Annotated in this window: 21 protein-coding genes; 15 read left to right on the forward strand and 6 right to left on the reverse strand. The window is 50.0% G+C overall.

Annotated elements, in window-relative coordinates:
* Positions 1-179: 179 nt before the first annotated feature.
* Positions 180-839 carry a glutathione S-transferase family protein gene (locus PsAD46_RS05625; protein WP_063291379.1) on the forward strand — a complete coding sequence of 220 codons (660 nt, stop codon included), beginning with the start codon at positions 180-182 and terminating at the stop codon, positions 837-839.
* A 70-nt stretch (positions 840-909) separates the two neighbouring features.
* Here the strand turns inward: PsAD46_RS05625 and PsAD46_RS05630 are convergent, their stop codons facing one another.
* Positions 910-1692, reverse strand: a complete 783-nt coding sequence (locus PsAD46_RS05630) for a transporter substrate-binding domain-containing protein (protein ID WP_208981684.1) — start codon at positions 1690-1692, stop codon at positions 910-912.
* Positions 1693-1936: 244 nt separating this feature from the next.
* Between PsAD46_RS05630 and PsAD46_RS05635 the strand changes: the two genes are divergently transcribed.
* Positions 1937-2692 carry an amino acid ABC transporter permease gene (locus PsAD46_RS05635; RefSeq protein ID WP_206599611.1) on the forward strand — a complete coding sequence of 252 codons (756 nt, stop codon included), beginning with the start codon at positions 1937-1939 and terminating at the stop codon, positions 2690-2692.
* Positions 2693-2707: 15 nt separating this feature from the next.
* Here PsAD46_RS05635 and PsAD46_RS05640 read toward each other — a convergent pair whose 3' ends face one another.
* Positions 2708-3166 (reverse strand): NUDIX hydrolase, encoded by a 459-nt coding sequence (locus PsAD46_RS05640; protein ID WP_063291381.1) that lies wholly within the window; start codon positions 3164-3166, stop codon positions 2708-2710.
* Between the two features lie 378 nt (positions 3167-3544).
* Here PsAD46_RS05640 and kynU point away from each other — a divergent pair, with 378 nt between their 5' ends.
* The 7 genes from kynU to PsAD46_RS05675 all read left to right on the forward strand — a co-directional run bounded on the left by kynU (position 3545) and on the right by PsAD46_RS05675 (position 10647).
* Positions 3545-4777, forward strand: a complete 1233-nt coding sequence (kynU, locus tag PsAD46_RS05645; RefSeq protein ID WP_063291382.1) for a kynureninase — start codon at positions 3545-3547, stop codon at positions 4775-4777.
* A 2-nt stretch (positions 4778-4779) separates the two neighbouring features.
* Complete coding sequence (gene kynA / locus PsAD46_RS05650) at positions 4780-5622, forward strand: tryptophan 2,3-dioxygenase (protein WP_063291383.1); 843 nt, start codon at positions 4780-4782, stop codon at positions 5620-5622.
* Between the two features lie 318 nt (positions 5623-5940).
* A complete protein-coding gene (locus PsAD46_RS05655) occupies positions 5941-6714 on the forward strand; it encodes an ABC transporter ATP-binding protein (protein ID WP_063306344.1) in 774 nt (257 codons plus the stop codon).
* On the forward strand, positions 6714-7484 hold the full coding sequence (locus tag PsAD46_RS05660) for an ABC transporter ATP-binding protein (protein ID WP_244273175.1): 771 nt from the start codon (positions 6714-6716) through the stop codon (positions 7482-7484). The genes PsAD46_RS05655 and PsAD46_RS05660 overlap by 1 nt, the downstream gene beginning before the upstream one ends.
* A gap of 14 nt (positions 7485-7498) precedes the next feature.
* On the forward strand, positions 7499-8371 hold the full coding sequence (locus tag PsAD46_RS05665) for a branched-chain amino acid ABC transporter permease (RefSeq protein ID WP_057462850.1): 873 nt from the start codon (positions 7499-7501) through the stop codon (positions 8369-8371).
* Between the two features lie 14 nt (positions 8372-8385).
* Positions 8386-9366: a branched-chain amino acid ABC transporter permease gene (locus PsAD46_RS05670; protein WP_057462849.1), complete on the forward strand. Its 981-nt coding sequence runs from the start codon at positions 8386-8388 to the stop codon at positions 9364-9366.
* An 81-nt stretch (positions 9367-9447) separates the two neighbouring features.
* The gene (locus PsAD46_RS05675; protein WP_063286811.1) at positions 9448-10647 is read left to right on the forward strand and encodes an ABC transporter substrate-binding protein; all 1200 of its coding nucleotides are present in this window, start codon (positions 9448-9450) and stop codon (positions 10645-10647) included.
* Positions 10648-10715: 68 nt separating this feature from the next.
* On the opposite strand, the gene PsAD46_RS27585 is transcribed toward PsAD46_RS05675, so the two are convergent.
* Positions 10716-10883 carry a hemin uptake protein HemP gene (locus PsAD46_RS27585; RefSeq protein ID WP_082596781.1) on the reverse strand — a complete coding sequence of 56 codons (168 nt, stop codon included), beginning with the start codon at positions 10881-10883 and terminating at the stop codon, positions 10716-10718.
* Between the two features lie 299 nt (positions 10884-11182).
* Here PsAD46_RS27585 and PsAD46_RS05680 point away from each other — a divergent pair, with 299 nt between their 5' ends.
* From PsAD46_RS05680 to PsAD46_RS05700, 5 genes are read left to right on the forward strand one after another with little or no spacing between them, the layout of a single operon-like run.
* The gene (locus tag PsAD46_RS05680; protein ID WP_063286812.1) at positions 11183-11626 is read left to right on the forward strand and encodes a hypothetical protein; all 444 of its coding nucleotides are present in this window, start codon (positions 11183-11185) and stop codon (positions 11624-11626) included.
* A 51-nt stretch (positions 11627-11677) separates the two neighbouring features.
* Entirely contained in the window at positions 11678-12403 is a 726-nt protein-coding gene (locus PsAD46_RS05685; protein WP_244273176.1) for a MotA/TolQ/ExbB proton channel family protein, read from the forward strand.
* Positions 12393-12776 (forward strand): biopolymer transporter ExbD, encoded by a 384-nt coding sequence (locus PsAD46_RS05690; protein ID WP_063291385.1) that lies wholly within the window; start codon positions 12393-12395, stop codon positions 12774-12776. The genes PsAD46_RS05685 and PsAD46_RS05690 overlap by 11 nt, the downstream gene beginning before the upstream one ends.
* A 33-nt stretch (positions 12777-12809) precedes the next feature.
* Entirely contained in the window at positions 12810-13196 is a 387-nt protein-coding gene (locus PsAD46_RS05695) for a biopolymer transporter ExbD (RefSeq protein WP_063286815.1), read from the forward strand.
* Positions 13193-14422 (forward strand): TonB family protein, encoded by a 1230-nt coding sequence (locus PsAD46_RS05700; protein WP_063306346.1) that lies wholly within the window; start codon positions 13193-13195, stop codon positions 14420-14422. The genes PsAD46_RS05695 and PsAD46_RS05700 overlap by 4 nt, the downstream gene beginning before the upstream one ends.
* A gap of 54 nt (positions 14423-14476) precedes the next feature.
* Here the strand turns inward: PsAD46_RS05700 and rirA are convergent, their stop codons facing one another.
* Positions 14477-14947, reverse strand: a complete 471-nt coding sequence (rirA, locus tag PsAD46_RS05705) for an iron-responsive transcriptional regulator RirA (RefSeq protein WP_082596779.1) — start codon at positions 14945-14947, stop codon at positions 14477-14479.
* 286 nt (positions 14948-15233) lie between these two features.
* On the opposite strand from rirA, the gene PsAD46_RS05710 reads away from it, so the two are divergent.
* Positions 15234-15908, forward strand: a complete 675-nt coding sequence (locus PsAD46_RS05710) for a GntR family transcriptional regulator (RefSeq protein ID WP_057462842.1) — start codon at positions 15234-15236, stop codon at positions 15906-15908.
* A gap of 77 nt (positions 15909-15985) precedes the next feature.
* Here the strand turns inward: PsAD46_RS05710 and PsAD46_RS05715 are convergent, their stop codons facing one another.
* The gene (locus tag PsAD46_RS05715) at positions 15986-17566 is read right to left on the reverse strand and encodes a BCCT family transporter (protein WP_057462841.1); all 1581 of its coding nucleotides are present in this window, start codon (positions 17564-17566) and stop codon (positions 15986-15988) included.
* A 17-nt stretch (positions 17567-17583) separates the two neighbouring features.
* Positions 17584-18726 carry a mandelate racemase/muconate lactonizing enzyme family protein gene (locus tag PsAD46_RS05720; RefSeq protein ID WP_057462840.1) on the reverse strand — a complete coding sequence of 381 codons (1143 nt, stop codon included), beginning with the start codon at positions 18724-18726 and terminating at the stop codon, positions 17584-17586.
* Between the last annotated feature and the right edge of the window lie 47 nt (positions 18727-18773).

Here is an 18773-nt window from a genome sequence, read left to right on the forward strand (position 1 = left end):
CCAAAAACAGCGTACCCAAAGGTTGAAGTGGCGAAACAATTCATTGACTGCTAAAAACACCACGTTTGCAGTGCAACACAAATTGTATTGCGTCCTCCTTCCTAGGCGCTCTTATTTGCCGCATGTTCCCAAGCGTGCGCACAAAGCAGCGCCGCCGCTAAGCACAATCTGGTGATCCAATGATACAATTTTATGCCTACCCAGAATCCGTATTCTGCGCGAAAGTTCGAATTGCTTTGGATATGAAAGATCTGGATTACGCCGAGCTACCGCCCCCAGATGGATATGGATCAGCTGCTTATAAGAAGATCGTTCCAGCGGGTTCAATTCCCGGCCTGAGGGATGGTGAAGCTGCTCTGTCAGATTCAAACGCGATCCTTGAGTATCTTGAGGAAACCGCACCGTCTCCAGCGCTAATGCCAGAACACCCTATCGAGCGCGCTAAAGTCAGGGCACTGATGGGTCTGCACGACACGCGGATTGAACCATCTGTTCGCGCATTTTATGCCCCAATCAAAGCTGGAAAGCCGCCGAGGGATGAAGTCTACAAGCAGTTGATCAATGATATGAGTGCTGCGTTCGCACGTTTGGAAGACATGATTGAGGCTGAGCCGTATGCGATTGGTCATCATGTTACTTTGGTTGATGTAGCCTTTGCCACAACGTTTTCTCAGGCTCAGCAACTTGCTGGTATGTTTGGTGGAGAGCTAATGCTGAAGCCTAAATGCCAACATTGGTGGCAAGCTATGCAATCTCTCTCTCATGCAGCGACGTCAATCGATATAAACCGCAAAGCGATGCAGGATTGGGTTGCGAAGTTTATTCAGGTAGACGCATAAGCGCGCAGTGAGCTCAAAAGATAAAGGCGCCCCAATTTGAGGCGCCTTTCTTATTCTGCATGAACAGTTTTTACTGCGCCAAGCCCCATTTCTGAGCTGTCGCAGCAAGGAAACCATTCATTTTTTTAATCTTGATCCAGTTGTTGATGTAGTTGATCCAAACCTGATCAGTCTGCGGCATCAACATAGCGATCGGGGTCGGGTTTCTGCTTTCAGAAACTGGCACGTTGGTGATCTGCTTGAACTTCGCTTTCAGCGTAGCACCTTCAATGTTGGAGGTGATGAAAACATCAGCGCGGCCTGACAGCACTTCCTGATAGCCACGAGCAGGTGCCTCAACAACTTTGATAGTTGCATTCGGGAACCATTCCTTGCTCAGCTTCTCAAAAGTAGTGCCAAGCGTGGTTGCGACCGTCACGTCTTTCTGGTTGATGCTGTCCCAGCTGTTGAACTCACCAACTTTGCTGCTGGTCGTATACGGCAGGATCTCAACGGAAATATAGCTTTCGGAGTAACCAGCTACTTTCATGCGGCTTGGGGAGATTGAAGCAGAGCCAGTCAGGTTATACTTGCCTGCAACGATACCATTCACCAAGGTTTTCCAATCGGTTGGAATAAAGGTGAGCTTCACACCAAGGTCGGTTGCAAGCTCGTTCATGATGTCGATGTCATAACCTTTATAACCATTGCTGGCAGGGTCACGAACAGACATTGGGTTCCAGTCTCCGGTTGTACCAACCCTCAGTTCACCGGAATCCAAAATTTCGTTAAGCGCGGATTGCGCAAATGCAGAGCCGGAGAACAACGTGCCGGCAGCGAAAATTACAGTAAGAAATGAACGTAGCATCTTCATGAGAGTTCCTTGAAACGCAGTTGGAATCTGGCCCAATGCAAACCTAGCCATTTTAGCGATAACTACAATGCTGTTTTTGAGAGAAAACCGACTTCAATTAATTGTGTGCGGTAAGTCTCTATAAGATTTGTATAAGAGCGCACGACACTCTAGGTTTTGTGTCCGGCAATCTATCTGTGTTGAGGCAGATACATGAGCTGCTTACGTGTTTTGCTTCCGTTGGCAGCCTTCTTAAATTTGGAAGGTGGATACCTTGAAATTCCGAAATGCAGCAGTGCTCGTCGCATTGGCATTCGTTTTGGCGGGCTGCACTGGTGACCAGTGGGGCTGGTATGTAGTCTCACCAAACACTGAGACAGGAAGAGTTAATCTCGGTTTCATGATCGCCGGGCTGCAAGAAACAGTCAGTGTCTCGCTCACAGCAATCGCAATCTCCATGTTCGTTGGCCTTCTTGTCGCTCTGCCGGGGCTTTCAGACAATAAGTACGGAATTGCGTTTAACAGAACTTACGTTGAAGTGGTGCGCTCAGTGCCGAGTCTAGTGCTGATTTTTTGGGTTTATTACGGCTTGCCTGTTGTCGCGAATATCTCAATCAACGTGTTCTGGGCAGGTGTACTGGCTCTTGCCTTATCAGACAGCGCGTTTCAGGCTGAAATTTTCAGAGCAGGCATACAGTCAGTCGACAAAGGACAGATCGAAGCGGGGCGCTCTCTTGGGCTGAGTTATTTCCAGCGGCTTCGCTTTATCATTCTTCCGCTTGCTATCCGCCGCATGCTGCCACCGCTTGGAAACCAACTGGTCTATATGCTGAAAATGTCGAGTTTGGTGTCCGTGATTGGCCTGCAAGACCTGACAAGGCGGGCAAATGAGCTGGTCGTCACAGAATATCGACCACTCGAAATCTACAGCGTCCTTGTGCTGGAGTATCTAGTTTTGATCCTGATTGTCTCGCAAGGTGTTCGTTGGCTGGAGCGTCGTTTTAAGGCGGAGCATGCCTAGAGAACAGGCTGTTACCTAGCTTTTCTCTGGTGACCAGTTGGCTAGCAAAGCCTTTAGCTCCGGCTCATCTACAGCATGAACAGCGTCGCTTACGGAGAACCATTTCCGTGTGCGCTCGTCCTTTTCTGGCCAGTCCTCAAGCATCTCAGTCACTTCCAGCGGATAAACCTTCACGCGGCAAGGGATCGGCTCTTTGGTGACCCGAAGCTTAGGGTAATGGTAGATGCCCGCAGCTTGATCCGTCAGCTCACCTTTAATGCCAGCTTCTTCGAAGGCTTCTTGCTCTGCGGCTTCTCCACCACTGAGATCCTTCATTGGCCAGCCTTTAGGGAGAATCCAACGCTTGGTTTCGCGGGACGTAATCAGGAGAATTTGTAGCTTACCTTTTTTATTCTTTTTGAAAGGCAGTGCAGCAAACTGGCGTTTTGGTTCTGGCCAGACTTGTGCCTCTGTCTTTCTAAGGGCACTCTTCATGGGTTTCTTCCTTAACAGTGATCCGGCCTAGTTTCATTTTTGTTTGATCCAGATCTTCAGCCGTGAGCAGAGCTTTCCTTTGTTTGTGGTAGGAAGTTAGATCTGCCCCTGACTATCTAGTGTACTGCTTATATTTTTTCAGCGCTATTGCAAGATATCGCTGTGATTGCAGCCCGATTGAGCGAGATTTATTTCCTTTTCTACATATTTAGAATATTTGTTCTGAAATTTCCAGATAATACTTTTTACCTAGACTTCATGGCGAGACTGTTGCTAAAAATACTTTAAACTTGAAATATTAAAAAATGGAATCGCAGCTCGGTATTGCTTTGATGCCAAAAAGAGTGTGATCATAAAAACGATAATAGGGGGCTGATAGTGGAACTGGATGCAGTAAGCATTGAGCAAAGAGATGGAGCTGACCCGCTCGCTCATTTGCGCCAGCTTTTCTCAATTCCTGATGGGATTATCTATCTGGACGGAAACTCATTGGGGGCTCTACCTAAGAATGTGTCTGCGGTTTTAGCCAATGCAGTCGAAGAGCAGTGGGGCAAAAGTCTCATTAAAGGGTGGAATTGCCACGGCTGGATTGATCTGCCAAGCAAAGTCGGAAACCGGATTGCCAAACTCGTTGGAGCTGATGACGGAACCTTGATCTGCACCGACAGCACCTCTCTGAATGTCTTTAAAGTCCTGGCGACTGCCATCAAGATGCGGCCGGACCGTAAAGTTATTCTTTCCGATACAGGAAACTTCCCGACTGACCTCTACATGGCGCAAGGTCTGAAAGAACTGACCGGTGGTGACATCGAGTTGCGTCTGGTTGCTCCGGAAGACGTTGAAGCCGCCCTCGATGATACTGTTGCAGTCATGATGCTCACAGAAGTGGATTACCGCACAGGTCGCAAGCACGACATGAAAGCATTGACTGAGAAAGCGCATTCTGTTGGTGCCTTGGCGATGTGGGATCTGTGCCACTCTGCAGGTGCTTTTCCAGTCCATCTGAAGGAAGCAAAAGCTGACTTTGCCGTTGGTTGCTCCTACAAGTATCTGAATGGCGGCCCCGGTGCTCCGGCATTTGTTTATGTAGCACCACAACATCAGAACCATTCTGGCAACCCACTAACGGGCTGGATGGGACACGATGCGCCGTTTGCTTTCGATCTGGGGTATACGCCATCTGCTAAGACAGACCAGATGCGCGTTGGTACGCCTCAGGTTCTTGCCATGACGGCTTTGGATGCATCTTTGGATGTGTTTGATGAGACTTCTTTGGAAGCGCTGCAGGCTAAATCCATTGAGTTGAGTGAGTTATTTATCACCGAAGTCAAACGTCGCTGCCCTAATCTGGCGCTTGCGTCACCAACGGACCCACTTAAGCGCGGTTCTCAAGTCTCGTTCCGTCACGAGCAAGGCTATGCAGTCATGCAAGCACTCATTGATCGTGGAGTGATTGGAGACTTCCGCGCGCCAAATATCATCCGTTTCGGGTTTGCTCCTCTGTACCTCTCTTTTGCTGAGGTCCTTAAAGCTGCTGAGATTCTTGAAGCAATTATTGCCGGAGATCTCTGGGACAAGCCGGAATACCACCAGAAGAGCAAGGTTACATAAGCATGGTTGAGAGTATTGATCGCAAATTAGAGCACCACGGGGCAGAACTCTCTTTCAAAGAAAACATGTCTTATGGCGATTATCTTCGTCTTTCCGATGTGCTTGGTGCGCAAGCGCCTTTAACTGAAGCTCATGATGAATTGCTGTTTATCATTCAACATCAAACAGCCGAACTTTGGATGAAGCTGGCGATCCGTGAGATGTCGGAGGCTTGTACTGCTTTGGCAGAGGATGAGTTTGCCGAGGTCTCAAAGCTGATGGCCCGCGTCAACAAGATCTTCGCGCAGCTCAACAGCGCGTGGGACATTCTGCGCACCATGACGCCAAGCGATTACACCACGTTTCGTGATAGCCTTGGCAAGTCATCTGGATTCCAAAGCTACCAATACCGTGCCATCGAATTTGTGGTTGGTAATAAAAATCCGGCCCTGATGAAACCACATGAGCATATGCCAGAAGTATCAGCATGGCTTCGTCAGATTTATGAGGCACCGGGCATCTATGATCAGATGGTGCGTGCTTTGGCGCGTGCAGGCTTCGAAATCTCCGATGCAGTACTCAACCGGGACGTCACTAAGCCATATACAACTGATGCGTCAGTTCAGAAGGCTTGGGAAATAATATATCGCAATCCACGTGATAATTGGCATTTCTACGACCTCGCGGAGAAGCTAATCGACTTTGAGGACTTTTTTCGTCGGTGGCGATTCAATCACCTTACAACCGTAGAGCGTATTATTGGAAGCAAAATGGGCACTGGAGGCACATCAGGGGCACCGTACCTGAAAAAAATGTTGGATACTGTGCTGTTTCCAGAACTTTGGCAGGTGCGCAGTGATCTGTAAGATTGCTGCGAAAATTACTCAATTTATGAAATTATTTTGTTCTAAAATCTCTACAAACTGCGCATATAAGTGGAATTATCTATATGTTTCAGGCAATATATGCGCAGTTGAAGCTGTTTCCTCGCAACTTATGGGAAGGTTGTTGGGAGATGGAATCTGGAAAGTTTCACTCAACTTGTCCAGATAGAACCATGATAATCGAGTGATTAGGCTGCAAATGGCGCGGACTTCTGCCTTGAAATAACATGCTACTAAGGGCATTAGGTAGGTGCTTGACAACAATAAAACGCCAGTCCTTTGCAGTCTGGGGGGATAATAATGCTGGAAATCGAACAGCTGTCGAAGCAATTCGGCGGGTTTAGAGCCGTCAATAATTGCTCATTTTCGGTTCAAAAGGGCACAATCACAGGTTTAGTCGGTCCAAATGGAGCTGGTAAAACCACAACGTTTAATCTGATTGCCGGTGCCCTTCAGCCAACTGCTGGAAAAATCAAATTTTTGGGAGAAGATGTAACGCGCCTCAGCTCTGATCAGCTGTTTCATAAAGGCTTGGTACGTACATTTCAGATCCCGCATGAGTTTCATCGTCTGTCAGCTCTCGAAAACCTCATGTTGGTTCCGCCCGCTCAAAAGGGTGAGAGCTTATTCCAGAACTGGCTCAGCTTTGGCAGCGTGAAAAAGCAAGAAGAAGAAGTACGCCAGAAAGCTTTAGAGACACTGGAGTTTCTGGAACTGTCTCATGTTGTAAATGAGCGTGCAGGTAATCTGTCCGGTGGACAGAAAAAGCTTCTCGAGCTTGGCCGTACAATGATGACCGATGCAAAGCTTGTTCTGTTGGACGAGCCTGCCGCAGGTGTCAACAGAACATTGCTACGCCGCCTTGAAGACAAAATCCAAATCCTGAACCAGGAACGTGGCTACACATTCGTTCTGATTGAGCACGATATGGAGATGATCGAGAAGCTCTGCGATCCGGTCATCTGTATGGCGGAAGGCTCGGTTCTGATTGAAGGTGATTTCCAGACCGTTCGTTCTGATGCGCGGGTGCTTGAAGCCTACCTCGGTGAAACGGTTGGGGAGGCTGCATTCTAATGACGTCTCAAGCAATTGCAGAGCAACCAATGTCAAAGAACTCCGTGCAACAAGAATACTCCGGCAAACCAATCCTCACCATGACAGGTGTTCGTGGCGGATATGGCGATGCAGACATCCTGCAGGGTGTCGACATGCAAGTGACCGAGCAGGAAATTGTTGTAATTGTTGGCCCGAATGGAGCTGGCAAATCGACTGCGATGAAGGCGATCTTTGGCCTTCTGAAGGTTCGCGGAGGTTCTATTGTCGTCAATGGAACAGATATCGCGGGCTGGAAGCCAAACCGTATTGTACAGCACGGTGTTTGTTACGTCCCTCAGGTCAACAACATCTTCCGTGAGATGACCATTCACGAAAACCTCGAAATGGGGGCCTTCCTACGGAAAGGTGACATTTCTGAAAGCTTGGAAAGGGTCTACACCCTGTTCCCTGATCTCAAAGAACGCCGCAATGCGTTGGCTGGAAACCTGTCAGGCGGTCAGCGTCAGATGGTGGCAATGGGCCGTGCATTAATGCTCAACCCGTCATTGCTCTTGCTGGATGAGCCGACCGCTGGTCTCTCTCCAAAATACATGGAGCAGATTTTTGAGATCACCCGCAACCTGCGTGATGCAGGTCTTTCGATCTTGCTCGTAGAGCAGCACGCCAAGCAAGCATTGGCATTTGCTGACAAAGGCTACGTTCTTGCAGCTGGTAGCAACCGGCATGAAGGAACGGGGCAGGAGCTGCTCGCAGATCGTGAAGTCGCTGAAATGTTCCTCGGCGGGTAATAAGGGAAAATCCAATGCCATTCATGGAATTCGTCAATTTTTACCTCATGCCGGGGATCGTACTGGGCTCAATTTACGCTCTGGGCGCAGTTGGTATCACGCTGGTATTCGGTATTTTGAGATTTGCGCACCTTGCGCATGGTGACCTCGCAACGCTTGGCGCATTTGCGGCCCTCGGCGTGGTGACCATCTTCGGAGTAAGCCCTTGGGTTGCTCTTCCCGTTGCTATGGTTGTGTGCGCGTTTATGGCGATCGGCATCGATAAACTATTCTACGACTACCTCTCAGAGCGTCCAAAGATCATCGTGGTGATGTCCTCACTGGGTATCGCTCTCATGTTGCGTGCCGTTGTTCAGGTGGTCTGGGGTGTTGATACAGAAACCTATACCCGTGGTATCGTCAGACCAGATGATTACTGGGGCATCCGCATCCGTGATCGCGAGATCTACACCATCATTGCAATGTTTGTGATCGTTGGCGTGTTGTGGGCGTTCTTGCAGAAAACCAAGTGGGGCAAGGCCATGCGTGCCATGTCCGACAACCCGGATCTTGCGCTGCTTTCTGGCGTTGATAACCGTAAGATCACAATGTTGACTTGGGGCATCGTCGGCGTTCTGTGTGCTGCTTCTGGTTTCTTCCTTGGCATCAACACAGAACTGAAACCGCTCATGGGCTGGACGATGCTTCTGCCAATGTTCGCAGCTGCAATTCTTGGCGGTGTAGGGCGTGTGGAAGGTGCAGTCATTGGCGGCTTGATTGTTGGCATAGCTGAAGAAACATCTGTTCTGTTTATCCCAGGAGAGTACAAGGCCGCCATGGCGTTTGCGATCCTCCTGCTCATCCTTCTTGTGCGGCCAACTGGCTTGCTCAAGGGTAAAGTTCTGTAGGGGGGAGAAGAAACATGGAACTCATCGGTCTGCTTAACTATGCGGTGTTCATGGCGATCTTTATCGGCATTTACTCCCTTCTGGCTCTCGGTCTTAATATTCAATGGGGCTTTTCCGGTCTCTTTAACGCTGGTATTGCGGGCTTCTTCGCTGTTGGAGCTTATTCATCTGCGCTGCTCACGGCACCAGAATCCGCTGTCCATCTGGGTGGCTACCAGCTACCCGTTGTTGTGGGTTGGATCGGTGCGATGGTCGCTGCTGGCGCAATTGCATGGCCAATCGGCAAAGTCTGCTTACGCTTCCGCTCTGATTATCTGGCAATCGCGACAATCGGCGTGGCGGAAATCATACGTCTGGTCGTGAAGTCAGAAGGTTGGATGACAGGTGGCGCACGCGGCGTGAATAAGATCCCGCGTCCATTTGGTGATCTGTCCTATCTGTATTCCCAGCTGGCTTATCTTGCTCTGGTCTTTGCCATCGTGCTCGTCGTGTACTGGGCTATCGAGCGTCAGATTTCGGCTCCTTGGGGCCGTATGATGCGCGGTATCCGTGACAATGAAGATGCGGCAACGGCAATGGGTAAGGACATCAAGGCGCGTCGTCTGGAAGCATTCATCTTCGGTGCCGCTGTGATGGGGCTTGGTGGTGCGCTGTTTGCTCACTTTAACCGTTCCATAACCCCTGAAGCCATCGACCCGATGATCGCCACATTCCTGATCTGGATTATGTTGATCCTCGGTGGCTCAGGTAACAACCGCGGTGCACTTCTCGGCGTTGCTGTTGTCTGGATCATCTGGTCTGCGTCAGAGTTTGTAACGGATCAGCTGCCAACAGAATACGCCATCAAAGCTAAGTACATGCGCGTGTTTATCATTGGCTTGCTTCTGCAATTGGTCCTCCGGTTCAGACCGGAAGGGATCTTGCCGGAACCTCAGGGAACCGCTGGCAGTCCGGAAGTCAAAACCTTTCAAAAACAAGAAAGTGCAGCGAAATAACGCCAGCACTCGTGGAAATCAATTTTAACGCCCTGGTCAATCCGGATAGTATTTGAAACAGGGCTCTTTGGAGGTGAACTGATGCTTAAGAAAATCGCATTGGCAGCAGGCTTGTTCAGCGCTACTGCACTTGCATCCAACGCTGTTCAGGCTGATGTAAAAGTCGGTCTTCTGGGTGGTATTTCTGGTCCAATCGCGGCTATGGCTCCACCAATGCTGGACTCTGCAAAACTGGCTATCCAGCAGGTGAACGAGCAGGGCGGTATTCTGGGTGGCCAGAAGCTTGAAGCTGTTGTGGGCGACAGTGCGTGTAACCCGCAGAACGGCGTGGATTCCGCAACCAAGCTGGTAAACATTGAACAGGTTGCGGGTCTTATCGGCCCACACTGCTCTGGTTCAGTTCTGGCTGTTGCGAACTCTGTGACTGTTCCTGCTGGTATCACGCTGATCACACCATCAGGGACTTCCCCTGAAATCACAGGTCTGGAAGATAAAGGTCAGGTATTCCGTACAGTACCTTCCGATGACTTCCAGGGCCGCTCACTCGCGCGTACGCTGTTGAACCTCGGCACTAAGAAAGTTGCTGTTGCCTACCTCAATAACGATTATGGCAGCGGCCTTGCAAATGCTTTCAAAGTTGAATTTGAAGCAAACGGCGGTGAGATTGCTGGATATTCAGCACACGAAGAAGGTAAGGCATCTTACCGTTCCAACCTTGCTGAGCTGTCCCGTGGTGGCGCAGATACGCTTGTAATCTTCGATTACGGTGACGGCACTGGCCTGACCATCCTGCGTCAGGCGCTGGAAAACGGTTTCTTCACCAACTTCGTTGGCGGCGATGGCATGAAGTCAGATGCAATCATCCGTGAACTCGGCGCTGAAAATCTGACCACATTCATTGCTTCTTCTCCAGTAGGCGAGAAGTCCAACAGCCTTGAGCTCTTCAACGAAGCGTACAAAGCGGTTGGCGGTAACCCGGATGCAATCTTCGTATCCAACTCCTACGATGCTGCATTCCTGATGGCTCTGGCTCTGGAAAAAGCTGGTGGTGACGCTGCTAAGGTTTCCGAGGCAATGGCTGCTGTGTCCGACGGACAGGGCGAAGCTGTTCTTCCTGGTGAATGGAAGAAGGCAGTTGAGCTGATCGCAGCTGGCAAAGACATCGACTACAAGGGCGCATCTGGCGACCTGAACTTTGACAATGCTGGCGACGTCCCTGGTTCTTACGGCCTGTTCAAGGTCGAAGGCGATGCATTCGCGCTGCAGCAGGCTTTGAACTAAGGCTCAGAACAGTCAAATAAGGAAAAAGCCGGCCTCATCTCAGGCCGGCTTTTTTCATGGCAAACTTCTCACTTAGTAAGAATCAATTTGCCAAGTTTCGTGATCGACAATCGGTAGTTATCTTCGCGATGGGAGATTGTGATCTCGCGCTCATCGCCAAAGAGTGCCTTGCTATCAACAGTGCGCTCATGTGGCTGACTTTGTGAGCTTTCCTGAGCTTTTTCCATATCAGTCATTCGCCTCAGCCTTTCCCCAATTTTGGCTAGCGTGGATGGTCGCGATACCCTCAAGAGCTAGGGGGACTCTATCGCGTTTATTTCTTGACTTTCATATTCATGTTTTATTACAAGTGCAATGCCTACTCAATAATTGCTGGAGATCGCGTCCTCCCGCAAACCGTCCTGGAGTAGGATTTGTATCGATGCGCAAGCCAGCTGTTACTCTCTCCCTCAACAGCCAGCCAGCCCACGATATCCTTGATATCTGCGACTGATTTGCATTTGCAACTAAGTTTTAATTTTTGGGTTGGGGTCCTATGAATAAGTTGGTTAAGCTGTTTTCACTTGCTCTTGCTGCCTTGTGGATAACGCAAATAACTGCAGCTGAAGCAGCAAACACGACAAGAGAACCAGTGATCGCTCTCCAGTTGAATAAAGCTGAGACCACTCAGAACGGGTGTCGTGTAAGCCTTCTTGTTCGCAATCACCTTAAAGATGAGATCAATCAACTGGCGTTGGACTTGGTAGTCTTTGATAGTACAGGCGGAATTGCTGATTTCCTGAGCATGAAGACAGGTCGTCTTCCTTCCGGAAAGACGAGAGTTCAGCAGTATGACCTCCCATCCAGCAGTTGTGCAGACATCTCGTCATTGCTCATCAATGATGTCAGCCAGTGCGAGGGAGCTGAAAATGTATCTCCGGCTAGCTGCTTAGACTCATTGAATGTATCCTCTCGCGCTGCGATAGAACTAACACTCTGAACCGCTGCAGAACTGAATTAGAAAAACAACGAGATTTCCAGAATGAATGCCATGATTGAAAACCTGGGCCTGACCGCAGCAATGACACCTTTTATGGATCTGCTTGCAAAAGGTGGTGTGGTTGTTGGGTTGCTGCTGATTGTCAGCGTACTTGCTCTAACAATTGTCATTGCAAAACTCTGGCAGTTCTGGATTGCAGGCGTTGGTCGTCATCGCAAAGCTGAGCAGGCCGTGGCCTTCTGGCGTGTTGGGAAGCGTGATCAGGCCTACAGGATCGTGGTAACAGATCGCTCTCCGGTCTCCGACGTTCTGGCACATGCCATGCGTGGCCTTATGAAACCGCAGGTGCCTGAAAAAAGAGTCCGGGAAGATGTAGAGCGCGTTTGCTTCACGCATCTTGCGGATCTTCGCAGTTATCTGCGGGCATTGGATATGATTGCCCAGATCGCTCCTCTACTCGGCCTGTTCGGAACAGTGCTTGGGATGATCGGGGCGTTTCAGGCTATGGCCGACGCTGGGTCGCAGGTCGATCCATCTACTCTGGCAGGTGGGATCTGGGTTGCACTGCTGACAACTGCCGTTGGTCTGGCCGTTGCAATCCCAGCTTCCGTGATGCTGTCATTGTTCGAAGGCCGCATCGAACGAGAGCAGGGCGCAATGGAAAAGATCGTCACTGAACTCTTCACCGGGGCAGTCACGTCCATCGCTACCCAATCTGAAGAAGCGGAACAGGTTGGAACACAGCCACGTTTTGAGGTTGTTCACGATGCGCCTTAGTGAGGCTCCAAAAAGAAGCCGTGCGCCTGGTCTCACATCTCTGATTGATGTGATCTTCCTTTTGTTGATGTTCTTCATGCTCGCTTCCACGTTCTCGATCTACCAAAAGTTGGATGTGACATCGGGCGCTGAGGGCGCAGGTCAAATGGAACAGTCCCCAATCCTTCTGCAAGTTTTTGCCGAAGGACAGCTGTCGGTGAACGGTGATCGGGTGAAGGTTGAGGCGTTGATCGCGGCGCTCGACGACGCAGGTATCGAAAAAGTACGACCTGTGGCGATCATCCCTGCCAAGGATTCCACTGTGCAGGATGTCGTAAGCGCGCTTGAGATGCTTAAAACAGCAGGTTGGTCAGCGACGATCGTTGGCAATTGAATTCAGAATATTGCGAAATAAGAAGTTTAAAGAATGCGTCTGAAGACAAAACCACAAAAGAGGACATTTGAGAACACGATCCCATTGATCAATATCGTGTTCCTGATGCTCATCTTCTTCCTCTTTGCAGGTTCAATTGATAGAGACGATGCAAAAAACGTGAGCCCCGCAGAAACGCAGGAGCAATCCAGTCGTGAGCTTATTGCCGGAGCGCTGATTATCGCTCCTGATGGATTGATAACCCAAAACGAACAGCCAGTTCTTGTTGAGGATCTGATACCGCTGGACGGCAATAAAGACCCTCTGATGGTTGTTGCTGACAAGGCACTGTCTGGTCAGACACTCGCCAGAACCCTTGCCGCGCTGAAAAAACAAGGTTTCTCTGATATTACATTGGTCACTGTAAGGGCTGCCCAATGAAGAAGAGCATTCGCAGGAAAATCGGTGGTTCAGCCCTCACGACCGCCTTACTCGTGTCTGTCAGCGTTCACGCAGCTGGGTTTGCTTGGTTTTATACACGGGCTCCTGAAGTTCAGGTTGCCTCAACACGGTCAACGTCACTTTCTGTCGTCGGGTCGATTGAGGATCTTATTGCAGGTTCTAAGGAAGTTGTTGAACCGATTGAGCCGGACCAGCCAGATGAAGTTGAGCCTCGTGAGATTGAAACTCCGATAGAGCAAGTCAAAGAGATTGAGTCTGTTGAGCCCATTGAGCTGGTTAAAGCAGAGATCACACCAATCAAACCGATTGCAACGCAGGCTGTGAAACCATTACCAGAACCTGTTGCTGAAGGTGTTACCATCAAGGCTGAGATTGAGCCGCTGAAACTTGAGCTTCAGCCCGAACAAATCAAACCTGCTGAGGTGCAGGAGATTAAGCCCGTTGAAGTTGCAAAAGTTCTGCCTGTTAAACAGCAAGAACCAGTAGAGCCGACTAATGACGTTGATCTTGTAAAGCTGAAAGAGCCACAAGAAGCAGTTAAACCGGAAGAAGCCAAATCAGCTCAACCAGAAAAACTGGAATTGGTACAACAGGAAACACTTGAAGAGTCGAAGCCGGTAGAAAAGAAGACAGCTGAACCCGTTGACGAAAAGAAAGAGCTTGAGGCAAAGCCTGTTGAAACTGAAGTTGCCGCAGTAACGGTTCCCGTCCCGCGAGCAGCGCCGCCACGTCCCAAGCTGCCGCAGAAAACTGCCAAGAAGGCTCCACCAAAAGCCAAGAAAGAACCTGCCAAGAAAGCGGGTAACTCGGATGTTAATTCTGCTCGTGGCTCCAAGGTCGCCCGTAAAGGCTCCAACACCTCAAAGAATGGCAACAACATCGCTGGCTCCGGCGACAGTGCAGGCAATGCTGCAACGAGCAATTACTGGGGCAAGGTGCAAAAGAAGATCCAGCGTGCGGCAGATAGACGATACCCGAGACGTGAGAAGAATCGGAAGAAGTCAGGCATCGTCCGTGTGAGTTTTGTCGTGCACAGAGATGGGGCTGTAACGGGAATTAGGCTATCCCGGTCGAGTGGGAATAAGCGGTTTGATCAGGCCGCGTTGAAAGCCCTAAAGGCCGCTGCGCCATTCCCTGCATTTCCATCCTCGATGAGGAATAATACGGTCAGTAGAACAGCGCCGATAGTCTTCAAAGTACGATAACAAAAAAAGGCAGCGAATATTCGCTGCCTGATCATCTCGTCGCTCTTGGTGCGCTTACTCAGCAGCAGCCATATTCTTTGGCAGAAGTGGGTCTTCAATCTGCAACAGGTGGCGAATGCTCGCGCGGTTGTCAGCAAGATCCGCAATCGTGCACTTGTCGAGCACACCGAGGAATGCTTCCAGCGCTTCATGCAGAACAGAATTGAAGCCGCAGTGGTTGACGAGCGGGCAGTCCTGACGGCCACTGTCAAAGCACTCAGCAAGAAGGAATGACTCTTCAGTTGCACGTACCACCTGTCCTACACTGATTTGCTCAGCTGGACGTGGCAATACGATACCACCGTTACGCCCTCGGATGGTTTTCATCAGATCAGCGTCAACGAGCACCTTCATGATCTTGAAAAGGTGAGTTTCCGACATGGAAAACGAAGCCGCGATCTCAGCAACTTTGCTTGGCTTGCCAGGATTTGCCGCACAATACATCAGGGCACGTACAGCATAGTTGGTTTGTTGAGTGAGTCTCATAATATTAGCTATGCGTCTTCCGGTGTCTGTCGTCAATAAAAATATGCATCTCTAACTCAACAATAAACCATTCCCAGTTTAGAGTCATTAAAAACTTTGTCGGTGCTGGAAACAAACCCGAGACCGTTCTTTTGCCAGTGCACGTGCAAAATATATCTAAATCCAGCTGATCCTACAATAATCACAGAGCAAATATCTGGCGTGAGAAACTCGTCATTTATTCAGCAAGCTAATGGTGATACAGCTCAAATATGAGAGTGAACACGACGGACGCAATTGAGTTCCAATGAAGATTTCAAAACAAAGCCTTGAGGAGCAAGCCGCAGACTTTCTGAGGCAGCAGATTTTGGCGGGTCATTATGTCTCAGGCGACAAGCTGACGGAAAGTACGCTTGCAAAAGGTCTGGAGCTTTCACGCACAACCGTGCGCATGGCGTTGAACACACTCTCGAGCGAAGGACTTGTCTCGCAAAAGCCTTATGCAGGGTGGAGCGTGACGACACTGACGGACCACGATATCTGGGAAATCTATCACCTTCGTGTCGCGCTGGAGAGTCAGGCTGCTCAAATGGCAGCTGAAACGATCACGCCGGAAAAGGCTGTTCGGCTGCGTAAAGAGCTGGAGGTCTTCAAGGAGATCTGCCAGCAAGACGGCGTCTCACTTACAGAAGTTACGTTCTATGACTTTGAGCTTCACAAGCTGATCATTGAACTGAGTGAGAGTGCACGCTTGGCGCACATGTACAAGAGCGTGATCAATCAGCTTTCAATCTATATTCGTATCACGCACTTTGACTTTGATATTGAAGACAGTGCGAACACCCATGTCGGTTTAGTGGAAGCCATTTGCTCTGGCGAGGCGGAAAAGGCCCGCAAGCTCGCTATTGAGAACATCAGTACCTTCACTGAAATGGGCCATAAGCTGAAACATGAACATGTTAAGCTGGCGACCGACGACTGATAGTGCTTGAAGATTTGAGATAGTCATAAAAAAGGGCGGCCCGGAGGTCGCCCTTTTGCTTTGCCTGAGGAGGAAGCTTATTCCGCAGGAACAGCACCAGCTGCTTCGCGGGACTGCCGGAGAATATCTTCGCCACTTGTTAAAGCGAAGTCCTCACGCATCCACTTGATGAATCCGTAAACCATATAGCTGATGATAAACATCAGTGGGATAGAGGTTACGATGGCACATGTTTTGATGGTGTTCAGTGGGGCGTCAATGAACATCATCGCAAGTGGAACTGCAGCCAGCATCACACACCAGAACAGGCGCAGCATTGGAGATGGCTCTTCGTTCTCTTTCAGACCCTTTGTAGAAGCCGCTGCCATGGTGAAGGCTGCAGAGTCCAGAGTGGTTGCCAGGAAGAGAACGGAGACCAGCGCAAACAGAACGATGAAGATCGCGCTGAGTGGCAGGGTGTTCATGACCTGAACAATCGCCTGATTTCCTTCGCCGGAAGCTACAAGACCAGCAACATCAACAAGACCGGTTACGTTTGCTGACTGAGACAGACCACCAAGGATACCGAAGAAGAAGAAGCAACCAGCACTACCGCTCAGCAGCATGTTCGTGATGACGCCGCGGATACTACGACCCTTGGAGATTTTGGTCACGAAGATGGATACGAACGGAGTGTAGGTGATCCAGTAGAGCCAGTAAAAGATTGTCCAACCTTCTGGGAAGCCGCCATTGTCAACCGGATCAGTGTAAAGGCTCATGCGGATGAAATCCTGGATCATGATGCCAAGACCATTCACCGTAGACTTCGCAATGAACATTGTTGGGCCAACCAGGAACACAGCAATACAGAAGCCGATTGCCAGATATGTGTTCATTGAGCTGATACGCGCCATACCCTTCTGAATGCCCACATATGAACTCAGAGAGAAGAATGCGGAGATAATCAGTATCAGTACCAGATTCACATTGAAGGTTGGTTCAATACCGATCAGAGAAGACAGGATCTCAGAAACCATCGGCACAGACACACCAAGTGTGATGGAAAGTGCACCGAAGATGGTGAAGATGAAGATCACGTCAATCACACGGCTGATCAAGCGCCAAAGCGGAGTTATCGGCTTGTCACCGCGGATAGCAGTACACACAGCTGAGAGGCTGAGACCAGGGTTCTTGCGAACGTGGAAGTGGTAAGCAACTGGCAGAGAGACAATGCAGTAAGCTGCCCAGGCGCTGAAGCCCCAGTGGAACAGGTTGTAAGCAGTGCCCAGCTCGTAAGCCGCAGTCGTACCAGTCTGAACTCCTAGAGGAGGGGCGTTGAAGTAATATGCCCACTCAGTAAAGGCCCAGTATACTGTTGCAGAACCCAGACCTGCACAGATCATCATGGAAACCCATGCGAATGTGCTGTACTCAGGGCTGCCTTCACCCAGACGGATATTGCCGTATTTGCTTATACCAAGCGCAGCCAGAAAGATAACTGATCCAAACACAAGCAGCAGCACAGGCGTGCCGAAGATCGCATTGAATGTACCGAACAGGTAGTTGGCTATCTCGTTGCCCTTTTCAGGGAAGATTGTCAGGCCAGCAACAATGGCGATGACAAACCCCAGACTTATTGAAAGCAGTAAGGTGTCTAATCTTTTCCCAGTGTTAGACATTTGTTATTCCTCCATCTTCAAGCGTAAGCAGGTTGTGCATTCACTTGATATTTTTTGATTAGGTCTTCGTTCAGCTCGATCCCAAGGCCTGGGCGATCAGGAACAACAAGCTGCCCCTCAGCGAAGACCACTGGCTCTTTAGCCAGCCCGTTACCCGCAACAAGCGGACTATTGCTCTGGGAGTATTCCATCAGGTTTCCTTGCTCGCAGGAGGCAAGGAAATGCACAGATGCAGCAAGCAGAATGTCTGTGCTGAACCCATGAGGAATGAGTTGGACACCGCGCATCTGCGCCATGTCATAAATCTTGCGCATCTCGGTGATGCCACCACAACGCGTAATGTCTGGTTGAATGATGTCTGGCTCACAACGCTCCAGCATGTCGTGGAACTCGCGACATGTGGTCAGAGCTTCACCGCCAGCAATCTTCTGAGAAGCCTGAGCTCCAAGTTTCACATAGCCACGTTCATCGTCAGCCATGACGGGCTCTTCAATCCAGTGCAGATTGAAAGGTTCCAGACGCTTACACATATGCAAAGCATGAGAGGCAGTGCGCCATTTGGTGGCAAGATCGATCTGCAGCTGTATGTCTGGACCGATTGCTTCACGCACAACGCGTACAATCTCATAATCAGTGTCTGGATCATCACCCAGAATGCCACCGCCAAATTTCAGGCTGGTGAAGCCCTTTGCGACCAGATCCTGTGCGATCTTGCGGTTGTCTTCTGGGTTATCTGCTGGGATGAAAGTGCCGTAAGCCGGAATTCGGTCACGATACTTCGCTCCTAGCAGAATATGCAGTGGCACACCATAGTGCTTGGCGGAGATGTCCCACAGTGCAATATCGATAGCGCTCATGGCATGAATGCCAGCACCGCGACGACCAACATAGTTGCTGGACCAATACATCTTGTTCCATAAGCGGCTGATCTCAAGTGGATTTTCGCCGATCAGCAGGGACTTCAGACCCGTGCAATACAAGTTGGACTGCGGTGCTTCAATGAGTGCTGCAATCACGGTTGGCGAGCTGTCTGACTCCCCAAGCCCCACCAGACCAGTGTCGGTGTGGATGCGTACGATCAGTGCATCTTCGCCCCACTCGCAATTTTGTGCGAGCAGCGGGACACGAAGATGGATGACCTCAACATCAGTGATCTTCATTTTATTCTCCCTGATGCGCCGGTCCTCAAAGAAGGCCTGCGCGTTGT

The organism is Pseudovibrio sp. Ad46 (genome assembly GCF_001623065.1).
Classification (GTDB): Bacteria; Pseudomonadota; Alphaproteobacteria; order Rhizobiales; family Stappiaceae; genus Pseudovibrio.